We start from the raw sequence: 21,220 nt of genomic DNA, 5'->3' as shown, positions 1-21,220 counted from the left end.
CGGCCCCCGCTTCGGGATCAGCCGCCGGTGACGGACTTCAGGCGCGCGATCAGCTGCGGCGCGACCGGCTGCGTCGTGACGGGCACCGACCATTGCTCGTCATTGATGAAGAAGGTGGGCGTGCCGGTGACGTTCTTGTCGTTGGTCGCGGTCGTCGTGCCCTGCGCGAGCTTCTCGGCGGCGGCGACGTCACCCAGGCACTTGTCCTGATCCGCCTGCGAGATGCCGCGCGCGCGGAAGAAGGCGTCGAGGCCCATGAACGAGGCCATCTTCTTGAACAGCTGCGCCTGCTCGGTGCTCTGCAGCTCGGCCTGCTGCGCGGGCGTCAGCGCCATCGCCTTGCCGACCCACTCCTGCTGCTGGGCATAGGCCTGCTCCGCCAGCTTGAAGAAAGGCTCGGCACCACGGCAGCGCGTGAGCATGAAGGCCGGAATGTCGAAGCTGTTCAGCACAAACGGGCGATATTCCCAGCTGACCTTGCCGGTCTTCACGAACTGCGCCTGGATCGGCTCGGCGCCCTCCTTCGTGAATTCGGCGCAGTGCGGGCAGGTGAGCGACGCATATTCGACCAGCTTCACCGGCGCATCGGGATTGCCCATCCGCACGCCGCCCTCGGGCGTCATGCTGGCGATCTCGGTCCAGTCCTTGCCGGCGGGCGGGGCGACGGCGGCGACCGGGCCGCCCGGAAGCGAGGCCGCATTGCCATCGGCCGCCTTCTTCGAACAGGCGCCCAGCGAGAGAGCGATCAACACAGCGACGGCGGGCCGACGAGACATCATTCGGAACATCCTCAGACTATTCGATAAGGGGTGAACAGGCGCGGCGGGCTCAGCCCAGCGCGGCCTTCAGCTTGGCCTCCAGCTGGGGCCATTCGTGAACATCCTCGGCGCGCTTGCCGTTGATCTCGAACATCGGCGTGCCGGGGAAATCGGGCGTCCAGATCTTCTGCGCGGCGGCGGACAGATCATGCTGCTCCTCCGTATTGGCGAGACAGGCATCGATGCGCGCGCGGGGCAGGCCGTGCTTCAGGAAGAAGGTGTCGAGGCCCGCGCCGGCCGCGATCGCCTTGCCGGCGTCCGCCTCCGTCATCTGATCCAGCTTCGGCGCGGTCGCGCCCCACTTCTGGCCCTGCGCCTCCCATTGCGGCTGGGCGGCGAACAAAGCGGGCTTCACCGCGAAGAAGGCGGCGGGTCCGCTGCAGCGCGCGAGCACGGCGGCGGCGAGATCGAACGGATCGCGCAGCGCGAGACGCACTTCATAGCTGACGAGGCCGGTGCGGATGTAGCGCTGCGTGAGCGGCACCGCCGCCTGCGATTCGAACAAGGCGCAATGCGGGCAGGTGAAGGACAGATATTCGACCAGCTTCACCTTCGCGTCCGGATTGCCCTGGATGAAGGTGCCGGCAGGGGTGCGCGCGGCGACCTTCGACCAGTCCTTGGCGGCCACGGTCGGCGTGGCGGCGGGCGCCGTGGCGGGGATCGCGAACGCGAAGGCGAGGCTCAGGAGCGGCAGCAGCCGCCGGATCATCTGGGTCAATCGTTGCTCCCGCGCGGCCGTCCGGCCGAGAGTTTCGGAATTCCGGTGGAGGCTGCCACCGCGCCGGCCAGCGCGGACAGGGTCTCGCGCAATTCGGGATCGGCGATCGCGCGCAGGCTTTCGCCCAGCTCGATCGGCACGGGCTTCAGCGAAGGCGGCGCGCGGCGCGGCTTGGGCGCGACCACCGCCCCCTGCCTGATCGCCAGCTTCACCACCGCCGGATAGCCGAAGAAGCGGTTGACCCGCTCGATGATCGCGGGCGCCACATGCTGCATCATCGTGGCGTGGCTGCCCTGCACGTTCAGGTTCAGCACGCCATCCTGCTTCTTGCCCTGCGGAAAGCGGATCGATTCGGGCGTGGAAACCTCGGCATAACGCTCGCCGACGATCTCGGCCCAGCGCGACACGATCGACGATTGGACGAAGCCGAAGCGCTTGAAGGCCATCGCCCCCACCTGCGGCACCATCTCCGCCACGGTGCGCACGCCGTTGGCGCGCGGGGCGTCGGCCCCGGCGAGGGCGGCCTTGCGAGTCTTTCGTTCCGTCATCGGCATCGCCATGCCATAGGCCCGCCATGCTCGTCGATAGCATGGCCCCACGATCCGCCGCGTCTCCGGCCGAGCAGTCCCCGGCGGGACGGCTGCTGGCGTGGTATGACGTGCATCGCCGTACCCTGCCGTGGCGCGCGGCGCCGGGTGCGCCCGCGCCCGACCCCTATGCGGTGTGGCTGTCGGAGGTGATGCTCCAGCAGACGACGGTGGCGGCGGTGAAGCCCTATTTCGCGCGCTTCCTCGATCGCTGGCCGACCGTGACGGCGCTGGCGGCGGCGGACGATGCCGATGTGATGGCCGCCTGGGCGGGGCTCGGCTATTATGCCCGCGCGCGCAACCTGATCGCCTGCGCCCGCGCCGTGGCGGGGGAGCATGACGGCACCTTCCCCGATACCGAAGAAGGCCTGCGCGCCCTCCCCGGCCTCGGCGCCTATACCGCCGCCGCCGTCGCCGCGATCGCCTTCGGACGGCGCGCGGTGGTGGTGGACGCCAATGTCGAGCGGGTCGTCTCGCGCCTGTTCGCGGTGGAGCAGCCCCTGCCCGCCGCCCGGCCCGAGCTGCGCCGCCTGGCCGACTCGATCACGCCCGAGGCCCGCGCCGGCGATTTCGCGCAGGCGATGATGGATCTGGGTGCGACGATCTGCACGCCGCGCGGCCCCGCCTGCGCGCTCTGCCCGCTCTCGCCCGACTGCGCCGCGCGCGCCGCCTGCACACAGGAGGATTATCCCCGCAAGGCGGCGAAGCGCGACAAGCCGGTGCGGCGCGGCACGATCTTCTGGCTGGAGGCCGAGGGCCATGTGCTGCTCCGTCGGCGCGAGCCCAAGGGGATGCTGGGCGGGATGCGCGCTTTGCCGTCGGGCTCCTGGGAAGCGAGCGATCCCAGTCTGGCCGACGCGCCCCTCGCGGCCGACTGGCGCCCGCTCGGTGGCGGGCGGCACGTCTTCACGCATTTCGCGTTGGACTATGCCGTGGTCGGCACCGTCGTTGCCGATCGATCGGCCGAGGGCGAATGGTGGCCGATCGATCGTCTCGACGAGGCCGGCCTGCCCACTTTGTTCGCGCGCGCCGCCGCGATTGCCATATCCCAGAGGGAAAGCGCCTGATGCCCTTCACGCCCGGCTTCACCGGATCCGTTCTCGACCGCGTCGAAATCGAGCGTCTGGCCCCCGATATCGTCCCCCGTCTGCTGGCCGAGGGCGATGCGCTGTTCCTCGACATGCCGGACTATCTGCCGGCGGCGGACGAATCGGGGCTGCTATGGACGGCCGTTCCCGGCGACATTCCCCCCGAACAGCTCGTGCTGCTCGGCCGCATCGCGGGCCGGCCGCGCTTCACGCGCATCGCCCCGGATCTGCTGGGTGGGCGACGCACGCCGGCCGTCTCCGCCTTGATCGAGGCATTGTCGGCCGGCGACGCCACCACCTATGCGGTCGCGCGCAGCCTGCTCGACTGGCACGCCCGGCATCGCTTCTGCGCGTTTTGCGGCCATGCGAGCGACCTTGCCCGCGCGGGCTGGGGTCGGCTCTGCCCGAATTGCGGCACCGAGCATTTTCCGCGCACCGATCCGGTCGTGATCATGCTGGCCGAACATGAGCGGGGGCCGCAGGCGCGCGTGCTGGTCGGCCGCCAGCCGACTTTCCCGCCCGGCCGCTATTCGGCACTGGCGGGCTTTCTGGAGGTCGGCGAATCGATCGAGGGCGCGGTGGCGCGCGAACTGGCCGAGGAAGCGGGCGTGCGTGCCGGCGCGATCCGCTATGTCGCCAGCCAGCCCTGGCCCTTCCCCTCGCAGCTGATGATCGCCTGCATCGCGGAGGTGGCCGATCCGACGGTGACGCTCGACATGAACGAGCTGGAGGATGCGCGCTGGGTGGATCGTGACGAGGTGTTCGCCGCGCTGGCGGGGGACGAGAGCGCGCCGTTCCAGGCGCCGCCACCCTATGCGATCGCGAATACCTTGCTCAGGGCGTGGGCGGAGGGGGCGTGAGCGCCCTTTAACGCTCTTGCCCCTCAACGCGCCCCTGCCTCCCTCCTCCATTCGTCCTGAGCGAAGTCGAAGGACGGGCTTCAGGCGGCATCACTTGCAGCACGTGCTTCGACTTCGCTCAGCACGAACGGGGGAGTGATGGCTCAGGTAAGCGTCCTCGCACGTTCCTGCGGATAGGTGCCCAGCACGCGCATCCACTTGGTATGGAATTCCAGTTCCTCCAGCGCGCGGCCGAGCGTCGCATCCTCGGGCCGGCCTTCCACGTCGCAGTAGAATTCGGTCGCCGCGAAGCTCGCGCCGCGCTGGTAGCTTTCCAGCTTGGTCATGTTGACGCCGTTGGTCGCGAAGCCGCCCAGCGCCTTGTAGAGCGCGGCGGGGATATTCTTCACCTCGAAGATGAAGGTCGTCATCGCGACGCCCTCGAACGAGGTGGCGAGCGGCTCGCGCGAGAGTTGCACGAAGCGCGTCGTATTGTCGTCCGAATCCTCCAGCCCCTCGGCCAGGATCTTCAGGCTATAAAGATCGGCCGCCAGCGGCGGAGCGATCGCGCCGACCTCCGGCCGGCCCAGCTCGGCCGCCGCCGCCGCCGCGCCCGCCGTATCGGGATAGGGCACCGGCTTGATGCCGCGCTCGCGCAGCCAGCGACGGCACTGGCCGAGCGCCTGCGGATGGCTCATCGCCTCGGTGATGCCCTCGCCGAAGCCCATCAGGCCGTAGCGGATCGGCATGAAATGCTCGCCCACGATCGAAAGGCCGGATTCGGGCAGCAGGAAATGGATGTCCGCCACGCGGCCGTGCAGCGAATTCTCGATCGGAATCAGCGCCTTCGCCGCCCGCCCGTCGCGCACCGCATCCAGCGCATCCTCGAAATGGAAGCAGGGCAAGGGCAGGCCATCGGGCACCACGTTCATCGCCGCGATGTGCGAATTGCAGCCCGGCGCACCCTGAAACGCCACCGCGCGCTCCGGCGCCTGCGCTGCGGCCTGGGTGAGCTCCGCGACGAGCGCGCGGGCGGGTGCGGGATAGCTTTCCATAATGGCACGGCGGCTTAGGAAGGTTGCACGCGCGCCGCAACCTTGCGGGGGCCTCCGTCGCTGACTAAGCTGGCCAAAATAACTAGTCTGGGGGCGGCATGAACGATCGAGGCAACACGATTGCGGGCTGGGTCCTTGCGGGCGGAATCGTCGCGCTCGGTCTCACGATCGTCTCCGGCGAATATTTCCATCCCGAACGGCCCGAGAAGATGGGCTATGTCGTCACCGGCGTGGAGGCCGAGGCCGGCGCGGGCGACGCGCCCGCCGAAAAGCCGTTCGAAACCTACATGGCGGCCGCCGACCCCGCCAAGGGCGCCGATGTCTTCAAGAAATGCACCGCCTGCCACAATGCCGACAAGGGCGGCGCCAACGCGCTGGGCCCCAATCTCTACGGAGTCGTGGGCGAGGCGATCGGCCAGGGCGCCAACGGCTTCGCCTTCTCGGACGCGCTCAAAAGCAAGGGCGGCACCTGGAATTTCGACGAGCTGAACAAGTGGCTCACCAGCCCGAAGGCCTATGCGCCCGGCACGAAGATGACGTTCGCGGGCCTCTCCAAGCCCGAGGATCGCGCCAACGTGATCGCCTATCTGAACCAGCAGAGCGCCTCGCCCCAGCCCTTGCCGGCGGCGAAGTAAGACTACGCCCTCTCAAGCCCCGTTTGCACTGAGCCTGTCGAAGCCTGTCCTGAGCGCCTGCCTTGGCAGGCAGTCGAAGGGTGCCGTTCTTCCTTCGTCGCTGAGAGGAGAAGGACGATGCTTCGACACGCTCAGCATGAACGGGTTGTGGGGAACTAACCGAAAACCAACGCCACCGCGATCAGCAAGGCCGCCAGCACGATCGCGCCGGCGATCATCATCGCGCCCTTGCCCGCCGCCTGCGCGATCAGCGCGCCCGTCGGCTCCTGCCCTGCCTCCAGCCTGCGGCTGAGCAGGCGGATCAGGTGCGGCGCCTCGGTCGCGACGCGGTCCAGTTCCAGCATCAGCGCCTCGGCCCGGTCCCGCCCGCGCTGGGGCGAGATACGGTGGGCGAGCAGTTTCGCGCGGGCCCGCTCGATCGCGGGGGAGAGATCGAAGCCCGGCGCGATCCCGTTCAGCACGCCGTCCATCGTGATCATCGCCTTGAACACCAGCAACAGATCGGGCGGCAGCACGAGCCCTTCCTCGCGCAGCAGCGGGAAGAGATCCTTCACCAGCGCGCTCATCACCAGCGGGCCGCCGCCGTGGCGCGCCATCAGCCGCTCGGACGCCGCCAGGATCGCGGCGCGCGGCGCGCCCGAATCCTCGTTCCAGATCGCCAGCGTATCGGCCAGCGCGACCGCGTCGCTGGACCGCAGCGACAGCACGAAGGTGAGGAATTCCTGCTGCCGGCGCGCGCTGACCGTGCCGACCGAGCCCAGATCGAGCAGGGCCAGCCGATCGCCGGGCAGGCACAGCAAATTGCCGGGGTGCGGATCGCCGTGGAAGCGCCCGGTGACCAGCACCATGTCCAGCACCAGATCGGCGCCCAGCGCCGCGATCGCATCGGGATCGATCCCGGCCGATCGCAGCGCCTCCCCGCTGCGCGGCGACACGCCCGCCACATAGTCCATCACCAGCACGGCTTCGGACGTCCACTGCCAATGGACCTCGGGCACGACCACGTCGTCCCGCCCGGCCAGATCGGCGCGCAGCCGGTCCGCGTTGCGCGCCTCGGCGGTGAAATCCAGCTCGTCGAGCAGATCCTGCGCGAGCTGCTGCACCAGAGCCTGCGGGCGGAAGCGGCGCGCGACCGCGCTGTTCGATTCCACCAGCCCCGCAAAGTGGCGGATCAGGCGCAGGTCCGCCTCCATCTGCGCGCGGATGCCGGGACGCCGGATCTTCAGCACCACCGCCCGGCCGTCTTGCAGAGTCGCACGATGCACCTGCGCGATCGAGGCGGCGGCGAGCGGCGCGGGATCGAAGCTGGCGAACGCCGTCTCCGGTGGCTCGCCCAGGGCGGCCTCCACCTCGCCGCGCAATTCCTCGAACGGCCGCGTCGGCGCGCGGCTGTGGAGATGCTCCAGTTCCTCGATCCAGGCATCGGGCAGCAGATCGCGCCGCGTGGCGAGGATCTGGCCGAACTTCACGAAGGTCGGCCCCAATTCCTCCAGCGCCGCGCGGGTGCGCGCGGGCAGATCGGCCGGCTCGCCCGCGCCCTCCCCGCCGCTGCCCAGCCCCAGCCGGGCGAGAAACAGATCGAGCCCGAAGCGCGTCGCGACGGTGCTGATTTCGGCAAGGCGGCGGCGATCCCGCGCGGCGACGGCGATGGTGGTCAGCATATGGCCGACGCAATCGCCCAGCCGCGTGCCGGTTCCCTCAGCGCCGTTTCGCGGGAAACCGAGCCCACGCGCCTCAACGGCGATGATATCCGATGGCAGCCCGGAGAGGACGGGTCGGATTTCATGCCCCCGTCATCATTTCGCACCCGAAATGTCGTGCCCCGCTCGTAAAGCGCGCCCTTCACCGATGGGGATTTACCGAATGTTAACCAAACTCCAGCGCGCCTTGCTCCTCGCCGCCGTCTCGCTCGTCGGCGCCGGCAGCGCAGAGGCCGCGATCACCTCGCTCGATTATCTGAGCAACACCACCTTCACGACCGGCACGCGCTATCAGAATCAGGTGATCGCCGGCCTTTCCGGCATCGATTACAATGCCGCGACCAACACCTTCATCGCCCAGCGCGACAATACGATCAGCGGCGTCAGCCCGGTCGCCTTCACGCTGCAGGCCGTGCCGCAGGCGGGGGGCGGCTATACGATGCAGTTCACCGGCGTGAACACGCTGGGCGGCACCAACAACGGCCTGACCGGGCTGGAATCGATCCGCTACGATCCGAACGGCAACGGCGTGTGGGTCACGTCGGAGGCGCCGAACGCCGTCTATCATATCGACAGCAACGGCGTGCGCACGCAGATCACGCTGCCGGCCTCGGTCACGGGCCGCACCCCGGCGGGTGCCTCCAATTACGGGCTGGAAGGCATGACCTTCACGCCGGACGGCAGCCTGTGGGTGTCGCGCGAAAATGCGCTGCAGGGCGATGCCACCAACGTCATCCGCCTGTCGCAGATCGGCACGGACGGCGCGCTGCTGAGCCAATATGCCTATCAGCTCGATTCGGTCAGCGCGCCGAACCGCCCCGGCAGCGTCATCGCCAATCCGCCGGGCGGCGGCGTGGGCAACAATGGCGTGTCCGAAATCCTCGCGGTCAGCGACACCAGCTTCCTGGTGCTGGAGCGCGCCTGGGACGGCCTCAGCACCACCGACGGCGTCTCGCACAATTCGATCCGCATCTATCAGGTCGATCTGGCGGGCGCGACGGACGTGTCGGGTATCCAGTTCCTCGACGGCGGCACGCCTTATTCGGCGCTCACCAAGACCCTGCTGTTCGATTCGCAGTCGCTGGCGGCCGTCCTCGGCACCTATGATACGAAGATCGACAATATCGAGGGCATGACCTTCGGCCCCACGCTGGCGGACGGCCGCCGTAGCCTGACGCTCGTGTCCGACAACAATAACAGCACCGGCCAGCGCAAGACGCAGTTCATCGTGCTGGGCGTGAACGAGACGTCCGCAGTGCCCGAAACCGCGACCTGGGCGATGTTCATCATCGGCTTCGGCGCGGTCGGCGGCTCGATGCGTCGCCGGACGACGACGCGGGTCCGCTTCGCCTGATCGCAGCGGGATGGCGGGGTGGGCCGGCGCCCGCTCCGCCATTCCATGCGCGCGTTCCGATCGCCCCTAATCGGGCGCCTGATCGATCAGGCGCAGCGCGGCGGCATCGCGCGCATATTTCCGGCGCAGGCGCTTCTCGTCCCGCTCGATGGCGGAGCAACGCAGCGATGCCAGAGCCGCGGCGATCTCGCGGCCCCGTGCCTGGTCATAAGGCTCCTCCCCGGCCCAATGGTCGCAACCCTCGCGCCGTTCGAGCAGGCGCGCGACATCGGGCGCGGTCGCAGCGGCGGCCAGTGCGGCCAGAAGGATCACTCCAGCTCCTTCCCCGCCGTTTCGGGCAGACCGAACGCCGTCACCACCAAAGCCATCGCCACCACCGCCATCGTGTACCAGAGGCCCGCGAAGGGATCGCCCGTCTTCACCACGATCAGCTGGCTGATGAAGGGCAGGAAGCCGCCGAAATAGCCGGTGCCGATATGATAGGGCACGGACATGCTGGTGTAGCGCACCCGCGCCGGGAACAGCTCCACCAGCAACGCCGCGACCGGCCCGTAGGTCATGCCCGAGAGGAAGCCGATGCCGATGATGGCGAGCGCCACCTGCACCGCGCGGCCGAAGGGCGGCACGATCTTCTCCAGCCGGTAGCCCGCCTCCGCCAGCGCCGCATCCAGCCGGGCCGGATCGGCCGCGTCCACCGGCTGGCCGCCGATGCGCACCTGCGGCGGCTGGCCGGCGGGGGCGTCCACCTTGGTGTAAGCGATGCCCTTCTTGGCGAGCGCATCCAGCAGGCGGCCGCAGGGCGTGGCCTGCTTGCCGGTGGCGAAGGGATCGTAAGCGCAGTCCCCGCCCGTCACCACGACCGGCGCGCGCGCCATCGCGGCGGCCAGATCGGGATTGCCCGCCGCCGCCATCCAGTGGAACAGCGGAAACAGCAGCAGCAGGGTCAGCGCATGGCCGATCACGATCGGCTTCTTGCGGCCGACCAGATCGGAGATCCAGCCGAACAGCAGGAACCAGCCGAGGCTGCACACCGCCGCCGCGCCCACGATCAGCCGCGCCGCCGTATCGTCCACGCGCAGCGCATTCTGGATGAAATAGAGGCTCTGGAACTGCGCCGTATACCAGATCACCGTGAGCCCCGCCGAAATGCCGAACAAGGCGACGAGAATGCGCTTCACCTTGGCCCATCTGTCGAAGCTCTCGCGCAGCGGATTGCGTGCGAGCCCGCCCTCGGCCTGAAGCTCACGGAAGACGGGGCTTTCGTGCAGCTTCAGCCGCACCCACAGGGACACCGCCAGCAGCACGAGCGAGAAGAGGAACGGCACGCGCCAGCCCCAGCTTTCCCACTGCGCCTTGTCGACCAGGCTGGTGGAGGCCAGCACCGCGATCAGGCTGAGCAGGAAGCCGCCGATCACGCCCGCCTGGATGAAGCTGGTGTAAAGGCCGCGCCGCCGCGCCGGCGCATGCTCCGCCACGTAGATGGCCGCCCCGCCATATTCTCCGCCGAGCGCGAGCCCCTGCGCCACGCGCGCGAGCAGCAGCAGGATCGGCGCGGTCAACCCGATCTGCCGATAGGTGGGCAGCAGGCCGATCAGCGCGGTCGCCCCGCCCATCAGTGCGACCGTGGCGAGGAACGTATATTTGCGCCCCAGCCGGTCCCCCAGCACGCCGAACAGCACGGCGCCGAGCGGCCGCATGCCGAAACCCACGCCGAACGTGGCGAGCGTGATCAGCAGCGAGGCGTTGGGATTGTCGGCCGGGAAGAAATGGTGGGCGATGATCGTGGCGAGCGTGCCGTAGACGAAGAAATCATACCATTCGAACACCGTGCCCAGCGTGGAGGCGAGGATGACGAGCCCCATGCCCGTGCGCGCCTCTCCGCCTGCCTGCGCCGCTCCCTGTCCCGCTGCCGTCATCTTCTGTCCTCTCCGGCCCTTTTCTATGGGACAATCGCGGCGGCTGGGAAGGGGCCGCCGCCTGCGGTACAGCAGCAGCCATGATCGCGCCGCCCTCGCCCGCCGCTTGCCCGCGGCCCGCCTTCCTCATAGAGGCGCGGCCCACCCCATGCTGATGGCGGCGGGACGGAGAGGCCAGAACTGATGGAAGCGCCGGTCTTCTACGATCCGAGCGGCAGGCGACGCATCTGGTCGCTCAGGCTGCTGTGGGCGGTGATCGTGATCGTCGCGCTGGCGGCGATCGGCTTTGCCGCGACGATCATGAACGTGCCTGCGCCCGATCCGCTGAAGCTGGGGATCGAGCGCCAGCAGCCGCGCTCGCTCAATGCGCAGGTGGCGAACATCCGCCGCACCGTGCGGCGCGTGCGCGGGGTGCAGAGCTGGCTGCCCGGGGCGCCCAAGCCCGGCGCGATCTCGACCGGGCGGCAGACCGTCGTCGGCTTCTACGTGCCGTGGGACGATGCGAGCCGCGCCAGCCTGTCCGCGCATATCAACGACATGGACTGGCTCGTGCCGGTGCTTGCCTCCGTCACCGGACCGAATCACGATTTCGTCTACAAGCCCGATCGCAAGCTGCGCGCCGTGCTGGCGACCAGCCAGCATCGCCCGATGATCCTGCCGCTCGTCCAGAATGTGCAGGACGAGGATTGGGACGGCGCGGGCATGGCCAGGCTGCTGCACGATCCCGCGCAGCGCAAGCTGTTCCTCGATCGCGTGGCGGCGATGATGCGGGCCGAGCGCGCGGGCGGCGTCTGTTTCGATATCGAGGAACTGCCGGCCAGCGCGCAGGCCGATTATCGCACGTTGCTGAAAGAGGCGAATGAACGCTTCGGCGCGCTGCTCGTCACCGCCGCCGTTCCGGTGGACGACGACAGCTGGGATCTGAAGGCCTATGCCAAGGTCGCCGACAAGCTGTTCCTGATGGCCTATGACGAGCATGTGCCGGGCGGCCCCGCCGGGCCGATCGCCTCGCAGCCCTGGTTCGTCGACAGGATCCGCCACATCACCCGCGCGATCGGCCCGGACAAGGCGATCACCGCGATCGGCAGCTATGCCTATGACTGGCCGGACGGGAAGACCAACGCCGATACGATGACGGTGGAGCGCGCGTGGCTGATCGCGCACGACAACAATTCCGTCACCCATTTCGACCCCGCCAGCGGCAACGCCACCTACGATTATCATGACGATGACGGCACGCTGCGCCACGTGTGGATGCTGGATGCGGCGAGCGGCTGGAACCAGATGCTCGCCGCCAAGACGGCGGGCGCGTTCGGCGTCGCGCTGTGGCGGCTCGGCGGCGAGGATCCGGGCATCTGGGATGCGTTCACCGCGCTGCGCCGGGGCAATCGCCCGCCCAAATTCGGCGAGGTCCTCTCGATCGGCAATACCGACGTGCAGGGGAATGGCGAGATCCTGCGGATCGCGGCCGTGCCGACGCCCGGCTTCCGCACCGCGACGGCCGATGTGCACGGACTGATCCGCAGCGAGACCTACCGCGCCTATCCGACCCCCTATGTGGTCGCCCGGACCGGCTACATCTCGAAGCAGATCGCCCTGACCTTCGACGACGGGCCGGACGCGACCTGGACGCCGCGCATCCTCGACATCCTGAACGCCAAGAAGGTGCCCGCCACCTTCTTCGTGGTGGGCGAGAATGCGCTGGCCCATCCGCTGCTGCTGCAGCGGATCCTGGATACGGGATCGGAGATCGGCAACCACACCTATACGCATCCCAATCTCGCGCTGGCCTCGCCACGCGGCACGCGGATCGAGCTGAACACCACGCAGCGCCTGCTGGAGGCCTATACCGGCCGATCGATGCGCCTGTTCCGCGCGCCCTATTTCGGCGACGCCGAGCCGACGACCGAGGACGAACTCGTCCCCGCGATGCTCGCCCAGAAGCAGGGCTATGCGATCGTCGGCCTCCATGCCGACAGCGAGGACTGGACGCGCCCCGGCGTGCAGAAGATCATCGACAACACGATCGACGCGGTCGAGAGCGGCGAGTGGGAGGCCAAGAATGGCGATCCCAACAAATCCGCCAACATCGTGCTCCTCCACGATTCCGGCGGCGATCGCGCGCAGACCGTGGCGGCCCTGCCCACGATCATCGATGATCTGCGCGCCAAGGGCTACACGTTCGTGCCCGTCTCGCAGCTCGCGGGCTTGTCGCGGGCGCAGGTGAATCCCGTCGTTTCGGGCAGCGATCTGCTCGCGGTGCGCTTCGACGTCGGCATCTTCCTGGTGCTGGCGGGGCTCAACGCCACGCTGAAATTCCTGTTCTTTCTCGCGATCTTCGTGGGCACGTTCCGCGCGATTCTGCTGGCCTTCCTCGCCGTCCGCTCGAATGCGAAGGTCAATCGCGCGGTGCCGCCCGAAATCGATCCCTCGCGCTTCGTGTCCGTGCTGATCCCCGCGTATAACGAGGCGCGCGTGATCGAGGCCTCGGTGCGCCGCGTGCTCGCCAGCGAGCAGATCGACATCGAAGTGATCGTGATCGACGACGGATCGAAGGACGAGACGAGCGCGATCGTGCAGGCGGCCTTCGCCGACGATCCGCGCGTGCGCCTGCTGACGCTGGAAAATGGCGGCAAGGCGCGCGCCCTGAACAAGGGGCTGGAACTGGCGAGCGGCGAGGTGATCGTCGCGCTGGACGCAGATACGCAGTTCGAGCCCCTGACGATGGCCCGCCTCGCGCGCTGGTTCGCCGATCCCGCGCTCGGCGCGGTGGCGGGCAATGCAAAGGTCGGCAACCGCATCAACCTCGTCACCCGCTGGCAGAGCGTGGAATATGTGACCGCGCAGAATCTGGAGCGCCGTGCGCTCAGCCGCTTCGATGCGATCACGGTGGTGCCGGGCGCCGTCGGCGCGTGGCGCCGCTCCGCGCTCGACAGCGTCGGCGGCTATCCGCACGATACGCTGGCCGAGGATCAGGATCTCACCATCGCGATCCAGCGGCACGGCTGGCTGGTGCGCTACGATATCGATGCCGTCGCGTGGACGGAGGCGCCCGAAAATTTCGGCGCGCTCTCCAAGCAGCGCTTCCGCTGGGCGTTCGGCACGCTGCAATGCCTGTGGAAGCATCGCCGCATCCTGGCCGATCGCAAGCCGGCCGGCCTTGCCCTGGTCGGCATCCCGCAGGCGTGGCTGTTTCAGATCGGCTTCGCCCTGATCTCGCCGCTGATCGATCTGGCGCTCGCCATCTCGATCGTGTCGACCTTCGTGCGCGTCCAGCAGCATGGCTGGGCGCAGACCCAGTCCGACGTGCTGCACATGGGCGCCTATTGGATCGCCTTCACCACGATCGACGCCGTGTGCGGCTGGATCGCCTATCGGCTGGAAAAGCGGGAGAAACGCTTTCCGCTCTTCCTGCTGCTGGCCCAGCGCTTCGTCTATCGGCAGATCATGTATTCGGTCGTCGTGCGCGCGGTGGCGTCTGCGGTCCGGGGCCTGTGGGTGGGCTGGGGCAAGCTGGAACGATCGGGCCGGGTCGCCTCCCCCAACTGACGATGGGCCGAAAGATCGCCCCCGTAACGATCGAATCGCGTCATGCGGCGCCCGAAATCCGGGCAAAACATATAGTAAAAATACGGGTAACCGCCCGTTTTTACCGATTGGAAAGGCTGATCGCGCCATAGGGAATCGACCGCAAGGAGGGTCGTGTAATGGCGCAGCGTAAGTTGAAGACGGAATGGGCCGAAGAGCAGGGCTCGCCCCTGTCGACCGCGCGCGAAGGCGTGATGGCCGTCCAGTCCCCGGCCCGCCTGCTCCAGCAGCTCCTCGACGAGCGCAACGGACAGCTGCCCGATCCGCATGTCGAGCTCTGGTCGCATCGCCGCGCCATGGCCTTCATCGTCGCCAGCGCCAGCGCGCTGTGGATGGCGATCCTGATCGCCGGCGCCACCGCCGCGACCGCCCTCGCCTGAACCTGTCCTAATTCCATCGTCGTTGCGAGCGCAGCGAAGCCATCCAGTCCCGAACGCAAGGGACTGGATGGCTTCGCCGCGCTCGCAATGACGCGTGATCCAATCGAAACGCCGCCTATCCCGTTCGTGCTGAGCCTGTCGAAGCACCGTTCTCTCCTTGAAAGGAAAAGGACGATCCCCCGACAGGCTCAGGATGACCGGATGGCCTCCCCTACTTTCCCAGCGTGACCGACCCCGGATCGACCGCATCGGCGGCGATCCGCTCCATGACGATCCCCTTCTCCGCCAGCCCCGCCGCAAAGAGCTTGGCATCGCCCACCACGGCGAGGCTGGCCCCGGCGGGATCCAGATAGGTGGCGGCCGCCGCCTTCAGCGCCGCCGGCGTCACCGCATCGATCCGCCCGGCATAGAGCGCCATCTCGCCCAGCGGCACATTCTCCACGATCAGGCTGCCCGCGACGCCCGCCAGCCCGTCGGTCGTCTCGATCCCGTCGCCGAAGCCGCCGATCAACGTCGCCTTGCGCGCGGCCAGTTCGGCCTGCGGCACCTCCTCGTGGCCCAGCCGTGCCATCTCCGCGCGCATCAGGCCGATCACCTCGGGCACAGACGGGTTCTTGGTCTGCGTCGCCACGCCCAGCGGCGCCGGCAGCCGCCCCGCCGTCAGCCGGCTGCCCGCGCCATAGGCCAGCCCGCGCTTGATCCGCACCTCGATATTGAGCCGCGAGGAAAAGCCCCCGCCCAGCACCGTATTGGCCACCAGCAGCGGATAATAAGAGGGATCGGTGCGCGTCAGCGTCGGCCGCACGATCGAAACCGCCGCCTGCGCCACGCCCGGCATGTCGAGCAGGATCGCACGCGGCTTGGGGAACGCCACGGCCGCAGGGGCGACGGCGGCGACAGTGGGCGCCGTCCAGTCCCCGAACAGTCCCTCCGCCAGCGCGCGGGCGGAGTCGGGCGTCACGTCGCCCGCCAGCACCAATGTCGTCGAAGCGGGCGACCAGGCCGCCCGATAGCCTTCGGTCACGTCGGCGCGGGTGATCGCCGCGATCGTCTTCGCCGTGCCGTTGGCGGGCTTGCCATAAGGCGCCGCGCCATAAGCCGCACGCGTCGCCGTCAGGCTGGCGAGGACGGCCGGACGCTTCATCTCCACCGCCAGCCCGTCCAGCGCCTCGCTGCGCGCGCGATCCAGTTCCTCCTCCGCGAAGATCGGGTTGCGCGCCGCATCGGCCAGGATCGCCATGGCGGGCTTCAGCTGATCGCTGCGCGCCGTCATCCCCATCGTCGCCGAATCGCGCGTGGCATCGGCCGAGATCGAAGCGCCCAGCGACTCGATCGCGTCGGCGAACTGGGTCGCGCTGCGCGTGGGCGTGCCCTTCGTCATCAGGCCGGCCGCCAGCTCGGCGCGGCCCAGCTTCGCCTCGGGATCCTCGGCCGAGCCATGCGGCGAGACGAGCATCGCCGTGACGATCGGCAGATCATGCCGCTCCAGCACGACGAGGCGCAGACCGTTGGCCAACTTCTGCTCGCTGGCCACAGGCACCACCGGCGCGACGGCCGCACCCGGCGCGGGTGGCGCCGCGCGCCGGTCCGGGCCGAGCGCGGTCACGATCGGCACGTTCGGCGGCGATACCAGGGGCGCGGTGACGACGGTGGCGGCGATCGTGATCGGATCGCGCGGCGCGGCACCCTTGGCGGGCGCGCCATAGCGGATGGCCACCGCGCGATCGTCGGCGAACAGGCGCCGCGCCACGCGCTGCACGTCCGCCGCCGTCACCGCCTGGATCGCGGCCAGCTGGCGATCGGCGGCGCGCGCATCCCCATCGACGATCACGCTGGAGGCGATCAGCGAAGCACGCCCCTCGGCCGTCTCCCGCTCGCGCAGGGCGGCGGTGACGATCATGTTCTTGACCCGGTCCAGCTCGGCCGCCGTCACCGGCGCGTCGCGCAGCCGGCCGACCTCGCGCCGCAGCGCCGCCTCCCCCGCGCCCGCATCCTTGCCGCCGGCGATGATCGCATAGGCCGTGAACAGGCCCGGCCCCTTGCGGAAGCTGGAGTCCACATCGGCCTCGCTCGCCACCCGATCACGATAGACCAGCGCCTGATAGAGGCGCGAGCTTTCGCCGCCCGAGAGCAGCCCGTCGATCATCGTCACCACCGCATGATCGGCATCGGTCGTGGGTGGCAGCAGCCAGGAGAGCGTAACGGCGGGAAGCGGCGTGTTCGGCGCCGTCACCGCATAGGAAGCGGGCGCGGTGCGCGGGGGCTCGGCCACGTCGACGCGCGGGATCGGCCGGTCCGGCTTCGCGATCGGGCCCAGATAGCGATCGATCCAGCCATCCAGCCTGGCCGGATCGAAATTGCCCGAGACGACCAGCACGGCATTATCGGGCCGATAGTAAGTCGCGTGGAAGGCGCGGACATCCTCCACGCTCGCACTGTCCAGCTCCGCGATGTTGCCGATGCCGGGGCGGGCATAGGGATGGACCCGATAATTGGCCTTCACCAGATCGTGGCTGAACAGCTGGCCATAAGGCCGGGCGAGCCCGGTGCGGAGTTCTTCCTCCACCACCTGCCGCTCCGCCACGAAGGTCGGCTGATCGATCACCAGCCCGCCCATCCGCTCGCCCTCGGCCCAGATCAGCCGCTCGAGATGGTTGGCCGGCGCCGTCTCGTGATATTCGGTATAATCGTCGTCGGTGGAGGCGTTGTTCGCGCCGCCGACATCCTCGGTCAGCCGATCGAGCATCTCGGACGGCATGTTGCGCGTCGCCTTGAACATCAGATGCTCGAACAGATGCGCGAAGCCCGATCGCCCGCGCGGATCGTCCTTCGAGCCGACATCGTACCACACCTGCACGGACACGGTCGTCCCGGTCTTGTCCGGCATCGCATAGACGCGCAGCCCGTTGGGCAAGGTGCGCGTGGTGAAGGCCAGCGGCGGCACCGCGACGGGCGCGGCGGAGGCGGTGCTGGCAAGGAGGGCGGAGGCGAGGAGAAGAGCACGCATGTCCGCAGCGTAGCAGAAGTGCCTCAGGATCAAGCCCCGAAAGGCGATCGCTTCGTCGATGTCCGAACCGGACCTTCTGTGCGGCGCATCACGAGCGGATCGAGGATGCGACGAACCGTGCCCGACCATCCTGTTAAGACGCTAAACACTTAAATTAAGATCATTTTACGAATGCATTTGACGCAACCAACTCCCGAAATCCAGCATTTGCGCCGCGCGACGAACCGAGCGAAAGGAGCGCTCATACTGCACCGCAGCATTCCAACATCGAGGTTCGAAATGTTCAGCCTGCTGATCCTGATCAACAACGTCCGCAAGTCGCTCGCCGTCGCGGGCTAACGACGAGAGGCAGGCCTCCGCCGCGCGAGGGCCTGCCGCGGCGCTCCTGCGCCATGATTAAGACGATCGAGGCCTCCGCGCTCCCGCACCGGTAGAGCGCCCAGAGCGAAAGCTCCCGCCTCCCCAAAACTCCCCCCGTCACCCCGGTCAGCCTGTCCTGAGCCTGCAAAGGCTCCGCGTGACGATCTGGCCAGCCAACCCCCGCACCCTGCTCAATCTGTCGCAATCCAGAAACAGATCGTCGTTGAGTCCACATCGGACCTAGTGCATTAACTCGATGTTTAACGGATTCGGTCGAGATGGGGGTCGCGCGGAGCCGAGGGTCGGCAGAGTCGTCGCGCGATGGGACTTAGCAGCGGGATCGACATGGAGCTGGTTTCTCAACTCTCGCCCGACGCGCGGGCGCGTATCCGGGCCCTGTGCGGCGCCCGGCCGGCACACTATATCCAGACGCTCGTGACGACGTGGCTCGTCATCGCGGTCGCGATCGCGGCCGCTTTGGTGGCGCACAACGTGTTCGTCTCGATCATCGCCATCTATTTCGTGGCGACCCGCCAGCAATTGCTCGCCCTGCTCGTCCATGAGCAGACCCATTCGCTGGGCCTCAAGGGCCGCTATGGCGACGTGGTGGGCAATCTCTTCACCGCTTATCCGCTGATCGCCGTGACGATCGAGGATTATGCGAAGATCCACCTGCGCCATCATCGCCATTATTTCACGCAGGCCGATCCGGACTTCCTCCGCAAGCAGGGCCCGGACTGGACCTTCCCGATGCCGCTCGCCCGGCTGCTGGGCCTGTTCCTGCTGGACGTGACGGGCGTGAGCTTCGTGCGCTACATGCTGGATCGCAAGAAGCGGGCCTATACGGGCAACGGCTTCAAGCGGAAGCATCCCGTGCCGGGCTGGCTGAAGCCGGTGTTTCTGATCACCGTCGCAGCCGTTCTGACCGTGGTGCACGGCTGGACCGCCTTCCTGCTCTATTGGGCGCTGCCGCTCGTCACCATCTTCCCGGCGATCGTGCGCTGGGGCGCGATCTGCGAGCATTCCTATGGCCATGAGGGCGCCACCGTGGAGGAAACCTCGCCGGTGATCCTGCCGACCTGGGCCAGCCGCATCTTCTATCCGAACATGAATTTCTCGATGCACGTCTATCACCATCATTTCCCGACGGTGTCGTTCGGCAACCTGCCGGCGGTGCATCAGATTTTCGTCGAAGAGGATCTGGTCCGGAAGGATCAGCTGTTCAACGGCCACCTCGATTATCTGCGCTACGTCCTGAAAGGCCCGCGCGAGGGCCGCGCCGCGCCGATGCTGGCCGCGAACTGAAACGCGGCCCTCCCCTCCCGCCTGCGGGAGGGGCCGGGGGTGGGTTCGAGCGCAGCGAAGCAATCCAGTCCCGCCCTGTCGGAACTGGATTGCTTCGCTGCGCTCGCAATGACGTAGTGCCTTAGATCAGGCCCGCCAGCGGGCTTGAGGGATCGGCATAGCGCCGCCGCCCCATGCGACCCGCGCGATAGGCGAGACGGCCGGCTTCGGTCGCCGCCTTCATCGCCGCCGCCATCAGGATCGGATCCTTGGCCTCCGCGATCGCGGTGTTCATCAGCACGCCGTCGCAGCCCAGTTCCATCGCCGCCGCCGCCTCGCTCGCCGTGCCGACGCCGGCATCCACCAGCACCGGCACCTTGGCGCCCTCCACGATCAGCCGGATCGTCACCGGATTCTGGATGCCGAGGCCGGAGCCGATCAGCGAGCCCAGCGGCATGATCGCGACAGCACCCGCATCCTCCAGCCGCTTCGCCGCGATCGGATCGTCCGCGCAATAGACCATCGGCAGGAAGCCTTCCTTGGCGAGGATCTCGGTCGCGCGCAGCGTCTCGATCATGTCGGGATAGAGCGTGCGCGCCTCGCCCAGCACCTCCAGCTTCACCAGATCCCAGCCGCCCGCCTCGCGCGCCAGACGCAGCGTACGGATCGCGCTTTCGGCATCGAAGCAGCCGGCCGTGTTGGGCAGATAGGTGATCGTCTTGGGATCGATGAAGTCGGTCAGCATCGGCTGGTTGCGATCCGCGATGTTCACGCGCCGCACCGCGACCGTCACGATCTCCGCGCCGGAGGCTGCCACCGCCGCCGCATTCTGCGCGAAATCCTTATATTTGCCGGTGCCGACGATCAGCCGCGAGCGGAAGGTCTTGCCCGCGACCGTCCAGCTATCGTCGTCCACCGGCGCGGGGACATGGTCGCCGCCGCCGCCCGCGACCGCATGGTCGCCGCCACCGACGAAATGGACGATCTCCAGCTCGTCGCCATCCTCCAGCGTCACGTCGCCCAGCGTGGAGCGCGGCACGATCTCCAGATTGCGCTCCACCGCCACCTTCGCCGGCTCCAGCCCCAGCTCGCCCGCCAGCCCCGCAATCGTCATCCCGCCATTGACGCGGCGATGTTCTCCGTTGACGATGATGCTGATCGTACCGTCGCTGTGCATTTCGGGCGCTTTTCCTGTGAGCGAGAGGGGCGATCTAGGCCGTCCTTCGTCCGCTTTCAAATGGCTAACGCGCGTTTAGGCGCCCGTTGAAGCTGGACGTAAGTGGCAAGCTCTGACATGGCGCCCGGCCAAATAGAGTTCAATGTGAATGAGGTGGTCTTGATGACCGATACGTCCAAGACGGCGATGCAGGTCGATCCCGCGCTCGTCCGCCAGTTGGCCGAGCTGCTCGATGAGACGCAGCTGACCGAGATCGAAGTGCAGGACGGGGATCGCAAGATCCGCGTCGTCCGCAAGGTGAGCGTGGCCGCTCCCGCCGCGCCCGTGGCCTATGCTCCCGCCCCGATGGCGGCGTCCGCGCCCGTGGCGGCCCCTGCCGCGCCCGCCGACGCGGGCCTGGCCGGTGCCGTGAAGTCGCCGATGGTGGGCACCGCCTATCTCGCGGCCAGCCCGGAGGCGAAGAATTTCGTGTCCGTGGGCCAGCAGGTCGCCGCCGGCGATACGCTGCTGATCGTCGAGGCGATGAAGGTGATGAACCCGATCGCCGCGCCCAAGGCGGGCACCGTCAAGGCGATCCTGATCGACAATGGCCAGCCGGTCGAGTTCGATCAGCCGCTCGTGGTGGTCGAGTAAGCGTTTAATATTGGGCACCGCACCGGCCCGCTCCCCCACCCGGCCTCCCAGCGGCAGTATCTTGCGGGAGGCCGGGTGGGG

The 21,220-nt window shown here is 68.2% G+C and carries 16 protein-coding genes and 1 pseudogene; 8 read left to right on the top strand and 9 right to left on the bottom strand.

All coding sequences use genetic code 11. The annotated features are described in order from the left end of the window. Positions 1 to 17: 17 nt before the first annotated feature. From HL653_RS08725 to HL653_RS08715, 3 genes are read right to left on the bottom strand one after another with little or no spacing between them, the layout of a single operon-like run. Positions 18 to 779 carry a thioredoxin domain-containing protein gene (locus HL653_RS08725; protein WP_171744180.1) on the bottom strand — a complete coding sequence of 254 codons (762 nt, stop codon included), beginning with the start codon at positions 777 to 779 and terminating at the stop codon, positions 18 to 20. A 49-nt stretch (positions 780 to 828) separates the two neighbouring features. Beyond that, positions 829 to 1,527 carry a thioredoxin domain-containing protein gene (locus HL653_RS08720; protein WP_253718019.1) on the bottom strand — a complete coding sequence of 233 codons (699 nt, stop codon included), beginning with the start codon at positions 1,525 to 1,527 and terminating at the stop codon, positions 829 to 831. A 5-nt stretch (positions 1,528 to 1,532) separates the two neighbouring features. Next, positions 1,533 to 2,084 (bottom strand): DUF721 domain-containing protein, encoded by a 552-nt coding sequence (locus HL653_RS08715; protein ID WP_253717759.1) that lies wholly within the window; start codon positions 2,082 to 2,084, stop codon positions 1,533 to 1,535. Between the two features lie 41 nt (positions 2,085 to 2,125). On the opposite strand from HL653_RS08715, the gene mutY reads away from it, so the two are divergent. After that, positions 2,126 to 3,190 carry an A/G-specific adenine glycosylase gene (mutY, locus tag HL653_RS08710; RefSeq protein ID WP_253718018.1) on the top strand — a complete coding sequence of 355 codons (1,065 nt, stop codon included), beginning with the start codon at positions 2,126 to 2,128 and terminating at the stop codon, positions 3,188 to 3,190. Beyond that, a complete protein-coding gene (nudC, locus tag HL653_RS08705; RefSeq protein WP_171744176.1) occupies positions 3,190 to 4,071 on the top strand; it encodes an NAD(+) diphosphatase in 882 nt (293 codons plus the stop codon). The genes mutY and nudC overlap by 1 nt, the downstream gene beginning before the upstream one ends. 143 nt (positions 4,072 to 4,214) lie before the next feature. Here the strand turns inward: nudC and HL653_RS08700 are convergent, their stop codons facing one another. Beyond that, positions 4,215 to 5,105: a prephenate dehydratase gene (locus tag HL653_RS08700; protein ID WP_171744175.1), complete on the bottom strand. Its 891-nt coding sequence runs from the start codon at positions 5,103 to 5,105 to the stop codon at positions 4,215 to 4,217. A gap of 98 nt (positions 5,106 to 5,203) precedes the next feature. Here HL653_RS08700 and HL653_RS08695 point away from each other — a divergent pair. Beyond that, a pseudogene (locus tag HL653_RS08695) lies at positions 5,204 to 5,734 on the top strand (cytochrome c family protein); the annotation flags it as partial. Between the two features lie 161 nt (positions 5,735 to 5,895). Here HL653_RS08695 and HL653_RS08690 read toward each other — a convergent pair. Beyond that, entirely contained in the window at positions 5,896 to 7,401 is a 1,506-nt protein-coding gene (locus HL653_RS08690) for an AarF/ABC1/UbiB kinase family protein (protein ID WP_171744173.1), read from the bottom strand. Positions 7,402 to 7,603: 202 nt separating this feature from the next. Between HL653_RS08690 and HL653_RS24145 the strand changes: the two genes are divergently transcribed. Further along, positions 7,604 to 8,794, top strand: coding sequence for an esterase-like activity of phytase family protein (locus tag HL653_RS24145; protein WP_171744172.1), 1,191 nt, complete (start codon positions 7,604 to 7,606; stop codon positions 8,792 to 8,794). A gap of 66 nt (positions 8,795 to 8,860) precedes the next feature. Here the strand turns inward: HL653_RS24145 and HL653_RS08680 are convergent, their stop codons facing one another. Continuing rightward, positions 8,861 to 9,106 carry a hypothetical protein gene (locus HL653_RS08680; protein WP_171744171.1) on the bottom strand — a complete coding sequence of 82 codons (246 nt, stop codon included), beginning with the start codon at positions 9,104 to 9,106 and terminating at the stop codon, positions 8,861 to 8,863. Next, a complete protein-coding gene (locus tag HL653_RS08675) occupies positions 9,103 to 10,710 on the bottom strand; it encodes an MFS transporter (protein WP_171744170.1) in 1,608 nt (535 codons plus the stop codon). The genes HL653_RS08680 and HL653_RS08675 overlap by 4 nt, the downstream gene beginning before the upstream one ends. A 183-nt stretch (positions 10,711 to 10,893) precedes the next feature. Between HL653_RS08675 and HL653_RS08670 the strand changes: the two genes are divergently transcribed. Together HL653_RS08670 and HL653_RS08665 are read left to right on the top strand one after the other, a co-directional pair. Next, entirely contained in the window at positions 10,894 to 14,259 is a 3,366-nt protein-coding gene (locus HL653_RS08670) for a glycosyltransferase (protein WP_171744169.1), read from the top strand. A gap of 158 nt (positions 14,260 to 14,417) precedes the next feature. Then, a complete protein-coding gene (locus HL653_RS08665) occupies positions 14,418 to 14,678 on the top strand; it encodes a hypothetical protein (protein WP_171744168.1) in 261 nt (86 codons plus the stop codon). A gap of 211 nt (positions 14,679 to 14,889) precedes the next feature. Here HL653_RS08665 and HL653_RS08660 read toward each other — a convergent pair whose 3' ends face one another. After that, positions 14,890 to 17,685, bottom strand: a complete 2,796-nt coding sequence (locus HL653_RS08660; protein WP_171744167.1) for a pitrilysin family protein — start codon at positions 17,683 to 17,685, stop codon at positions 14,890 to 14,892. 705 nt (positions 17,686 to 18,390) lie between these two features. Here HL653_RS08660 and HL653_RS08655 point away from each other — a divergent pair. After that, the gene (locus tag HL653_RS08655) at positions 18,391 to 19,350 is read left to right on the top strand and encodes a fatty acid desaturase (protein WP_171744166.1); all 960 of its coding nucleotides are present in this window, start codon (positions 18,391 to 18,393) and stop codon (positions 19,348 to 19,350) included. Positions 19,351 to 19,471: 121 nt separating this feature from the next. On the opposite strand, the gene thiS is transcribed toward HL653_RS08655, so the two are convergent. Then, on the bottom strand, positions 19,472 to 20,506 hold the full coding sequence (gene thiS, locus HL653_RS08650) for a sulfur carrier protein ThiS (protein ID WP_171744165.1): 1,035 nt from the start codon (positions 20,504 to 20,506) through the stop codon (positions 19,472 to 19,474). A gap of 162 nt (positions 20,507 to 20,668) precedes the next feature. Between thiS and accB the strand changes: the two genes are divergently transcribed. Then, positions 20,669 to 21,139 carry an acetyl-CoA carboxylase biotin carboxyl carrier protein gene (gene accB / locus HL653_RS08645; protein ID WP_171744164.1) on the top strand — a complete coding sequence of 157 codons (471 nt, stop codon included), beginning with the start codon at positions 20,669 to 20,671 and terminating at the stop codon, positions 21,137 to 21,139. The last annotated feature ends 81 nt before the right edge of the window (positions 21,140 to 21,220 follow it).

The sequence above is a fragment of the Sphingomonas sp. AP4-R1 genome, assembly GCF_013113735.1.
Lineage (GTDB): Bacteria > Pseudomonadota > Alphaproteobacteria > Sphingomonadales > Sphingomonadaceae > Sphingomonas_I.
The sequence above is the reverse complement of the archived record's forward strand: the minus strand, read 5'-3'. Positions and strand labels throughout refer to the sequence as shown.

What these genes read in the sequence shown, in the direction of transcription:
- nudC (WP_171744176.1), top strand. Translation starts at nt 3,190, where the DNA reads ATGCCCTTCACGCCCGGCTTCACCGGATCCGTTCTCGACCGCGTCGAA.
- HL653_RS08725 (WP_171744180.1), bottom strand. Translation starts at nt 779, where the DNA reads ATGATGTCTCGTCGGCCCGCCGTCGCTGTGTTGATCGCTCTCTCGCTG.
- HL653_RS08690 (WP_171744173.1), bottom strand. Translation starts at nt 7,401, where the DNA reads ATGCTGACCACCATCGCCGTCGCCGCGCGGGATCGCCGCCGCCTTGCC.
- HL653_RS08665 (WP_171744168.1), top strand. Translation starts at nt 14,418, where the DNA reads ATGGCGCAGCGTAAGTTGAAGACGGAATGGGCCGAAGAGCAGGGCTCG.
- HL653_RS08720 (WP_253718019.1), bottom strand. Translation starts at nt 1,527, where the DNA reads ATGATCCGGCGGCTGCTGCCGCTCCTGAGCCTCGCCTTCGCGTTCGCG.
- HL653_RS08670 (WP_171744169.1), top strand. Translation starts at nt 10,894, where the DNA reads ATGGAAGCGCCGGTCTTCTACGATCCGAGCGGCAGGCGACGCATCTGG.
- HL653_RS08675 (WP_171744170.1), bottom strand. Translation starts at nt 10,710, where the DNA reads ATGACGGCAGCGGGACAGGGAGCGGCGCAGGCAGGCGGAGAGGCGCGC.
- thiS (WP_171744165.1), bottom strand. Translation starts at nt 20,506, where the DNA reads ATGCACAGCGACGGTACGATCAGCATCATCGTCAACGGAGAACATCGC.
- HL653_RS08655 (WP_171744166.1), top strand. Translation starts at nt 18,391, where the DNA reads ATGGAGCTGGTTTCTCAACTCTCGCCCGACGCGCGGGCGCGTATCCGG.
- HL653_RS08715 (WP_253717759.1), bottom strand. Translation starts at nt 2,084, where the DNA reads ATGACGGAACGAAAGACTCGCAAGGCCGCCCTCGCCGGGGCCGACGCC.
- HL653_RS08700 (WP_171744175.1), bottom strand. Translation starts at nt 5,105, where the DNA reads ATGGAAAGCTATCCCGCACCCGCCCGCGCGCTCGTCGCGGAGCTCACC.
- HL653_RS08660 (WP_171744167.1), bottom strand. Translation starts at nt 17,685, where the DNA reads ATGCGTGCTCTTCTCCTCGCCTCCGCCCTCCTTGCCAGCACCGCCTCC.
- HL653_RS24145 (WP_171744172.1), top strand. Translation starts at nt 7,604, where the DNA reads ATGTTAACCAAACTCCAGCGCGCCTTGCTCCTCGCCGCCGTCTCGCTC.
- mutY (WP_253718018.1), top strand. Translation starts at nt 2,126, where the DNA reads ATGGCCCCACGATCCGCCGCGTCTCCGGCCGAGCAGTCCCCGGCGGGA.
- accB (WP_171744164.1), top strand. Translation starts at nt 20,669, where the DNA reads ATGACCGATACGTCCAAGACGGCGATGCAGGTCGATCCCGCGCTCGTC.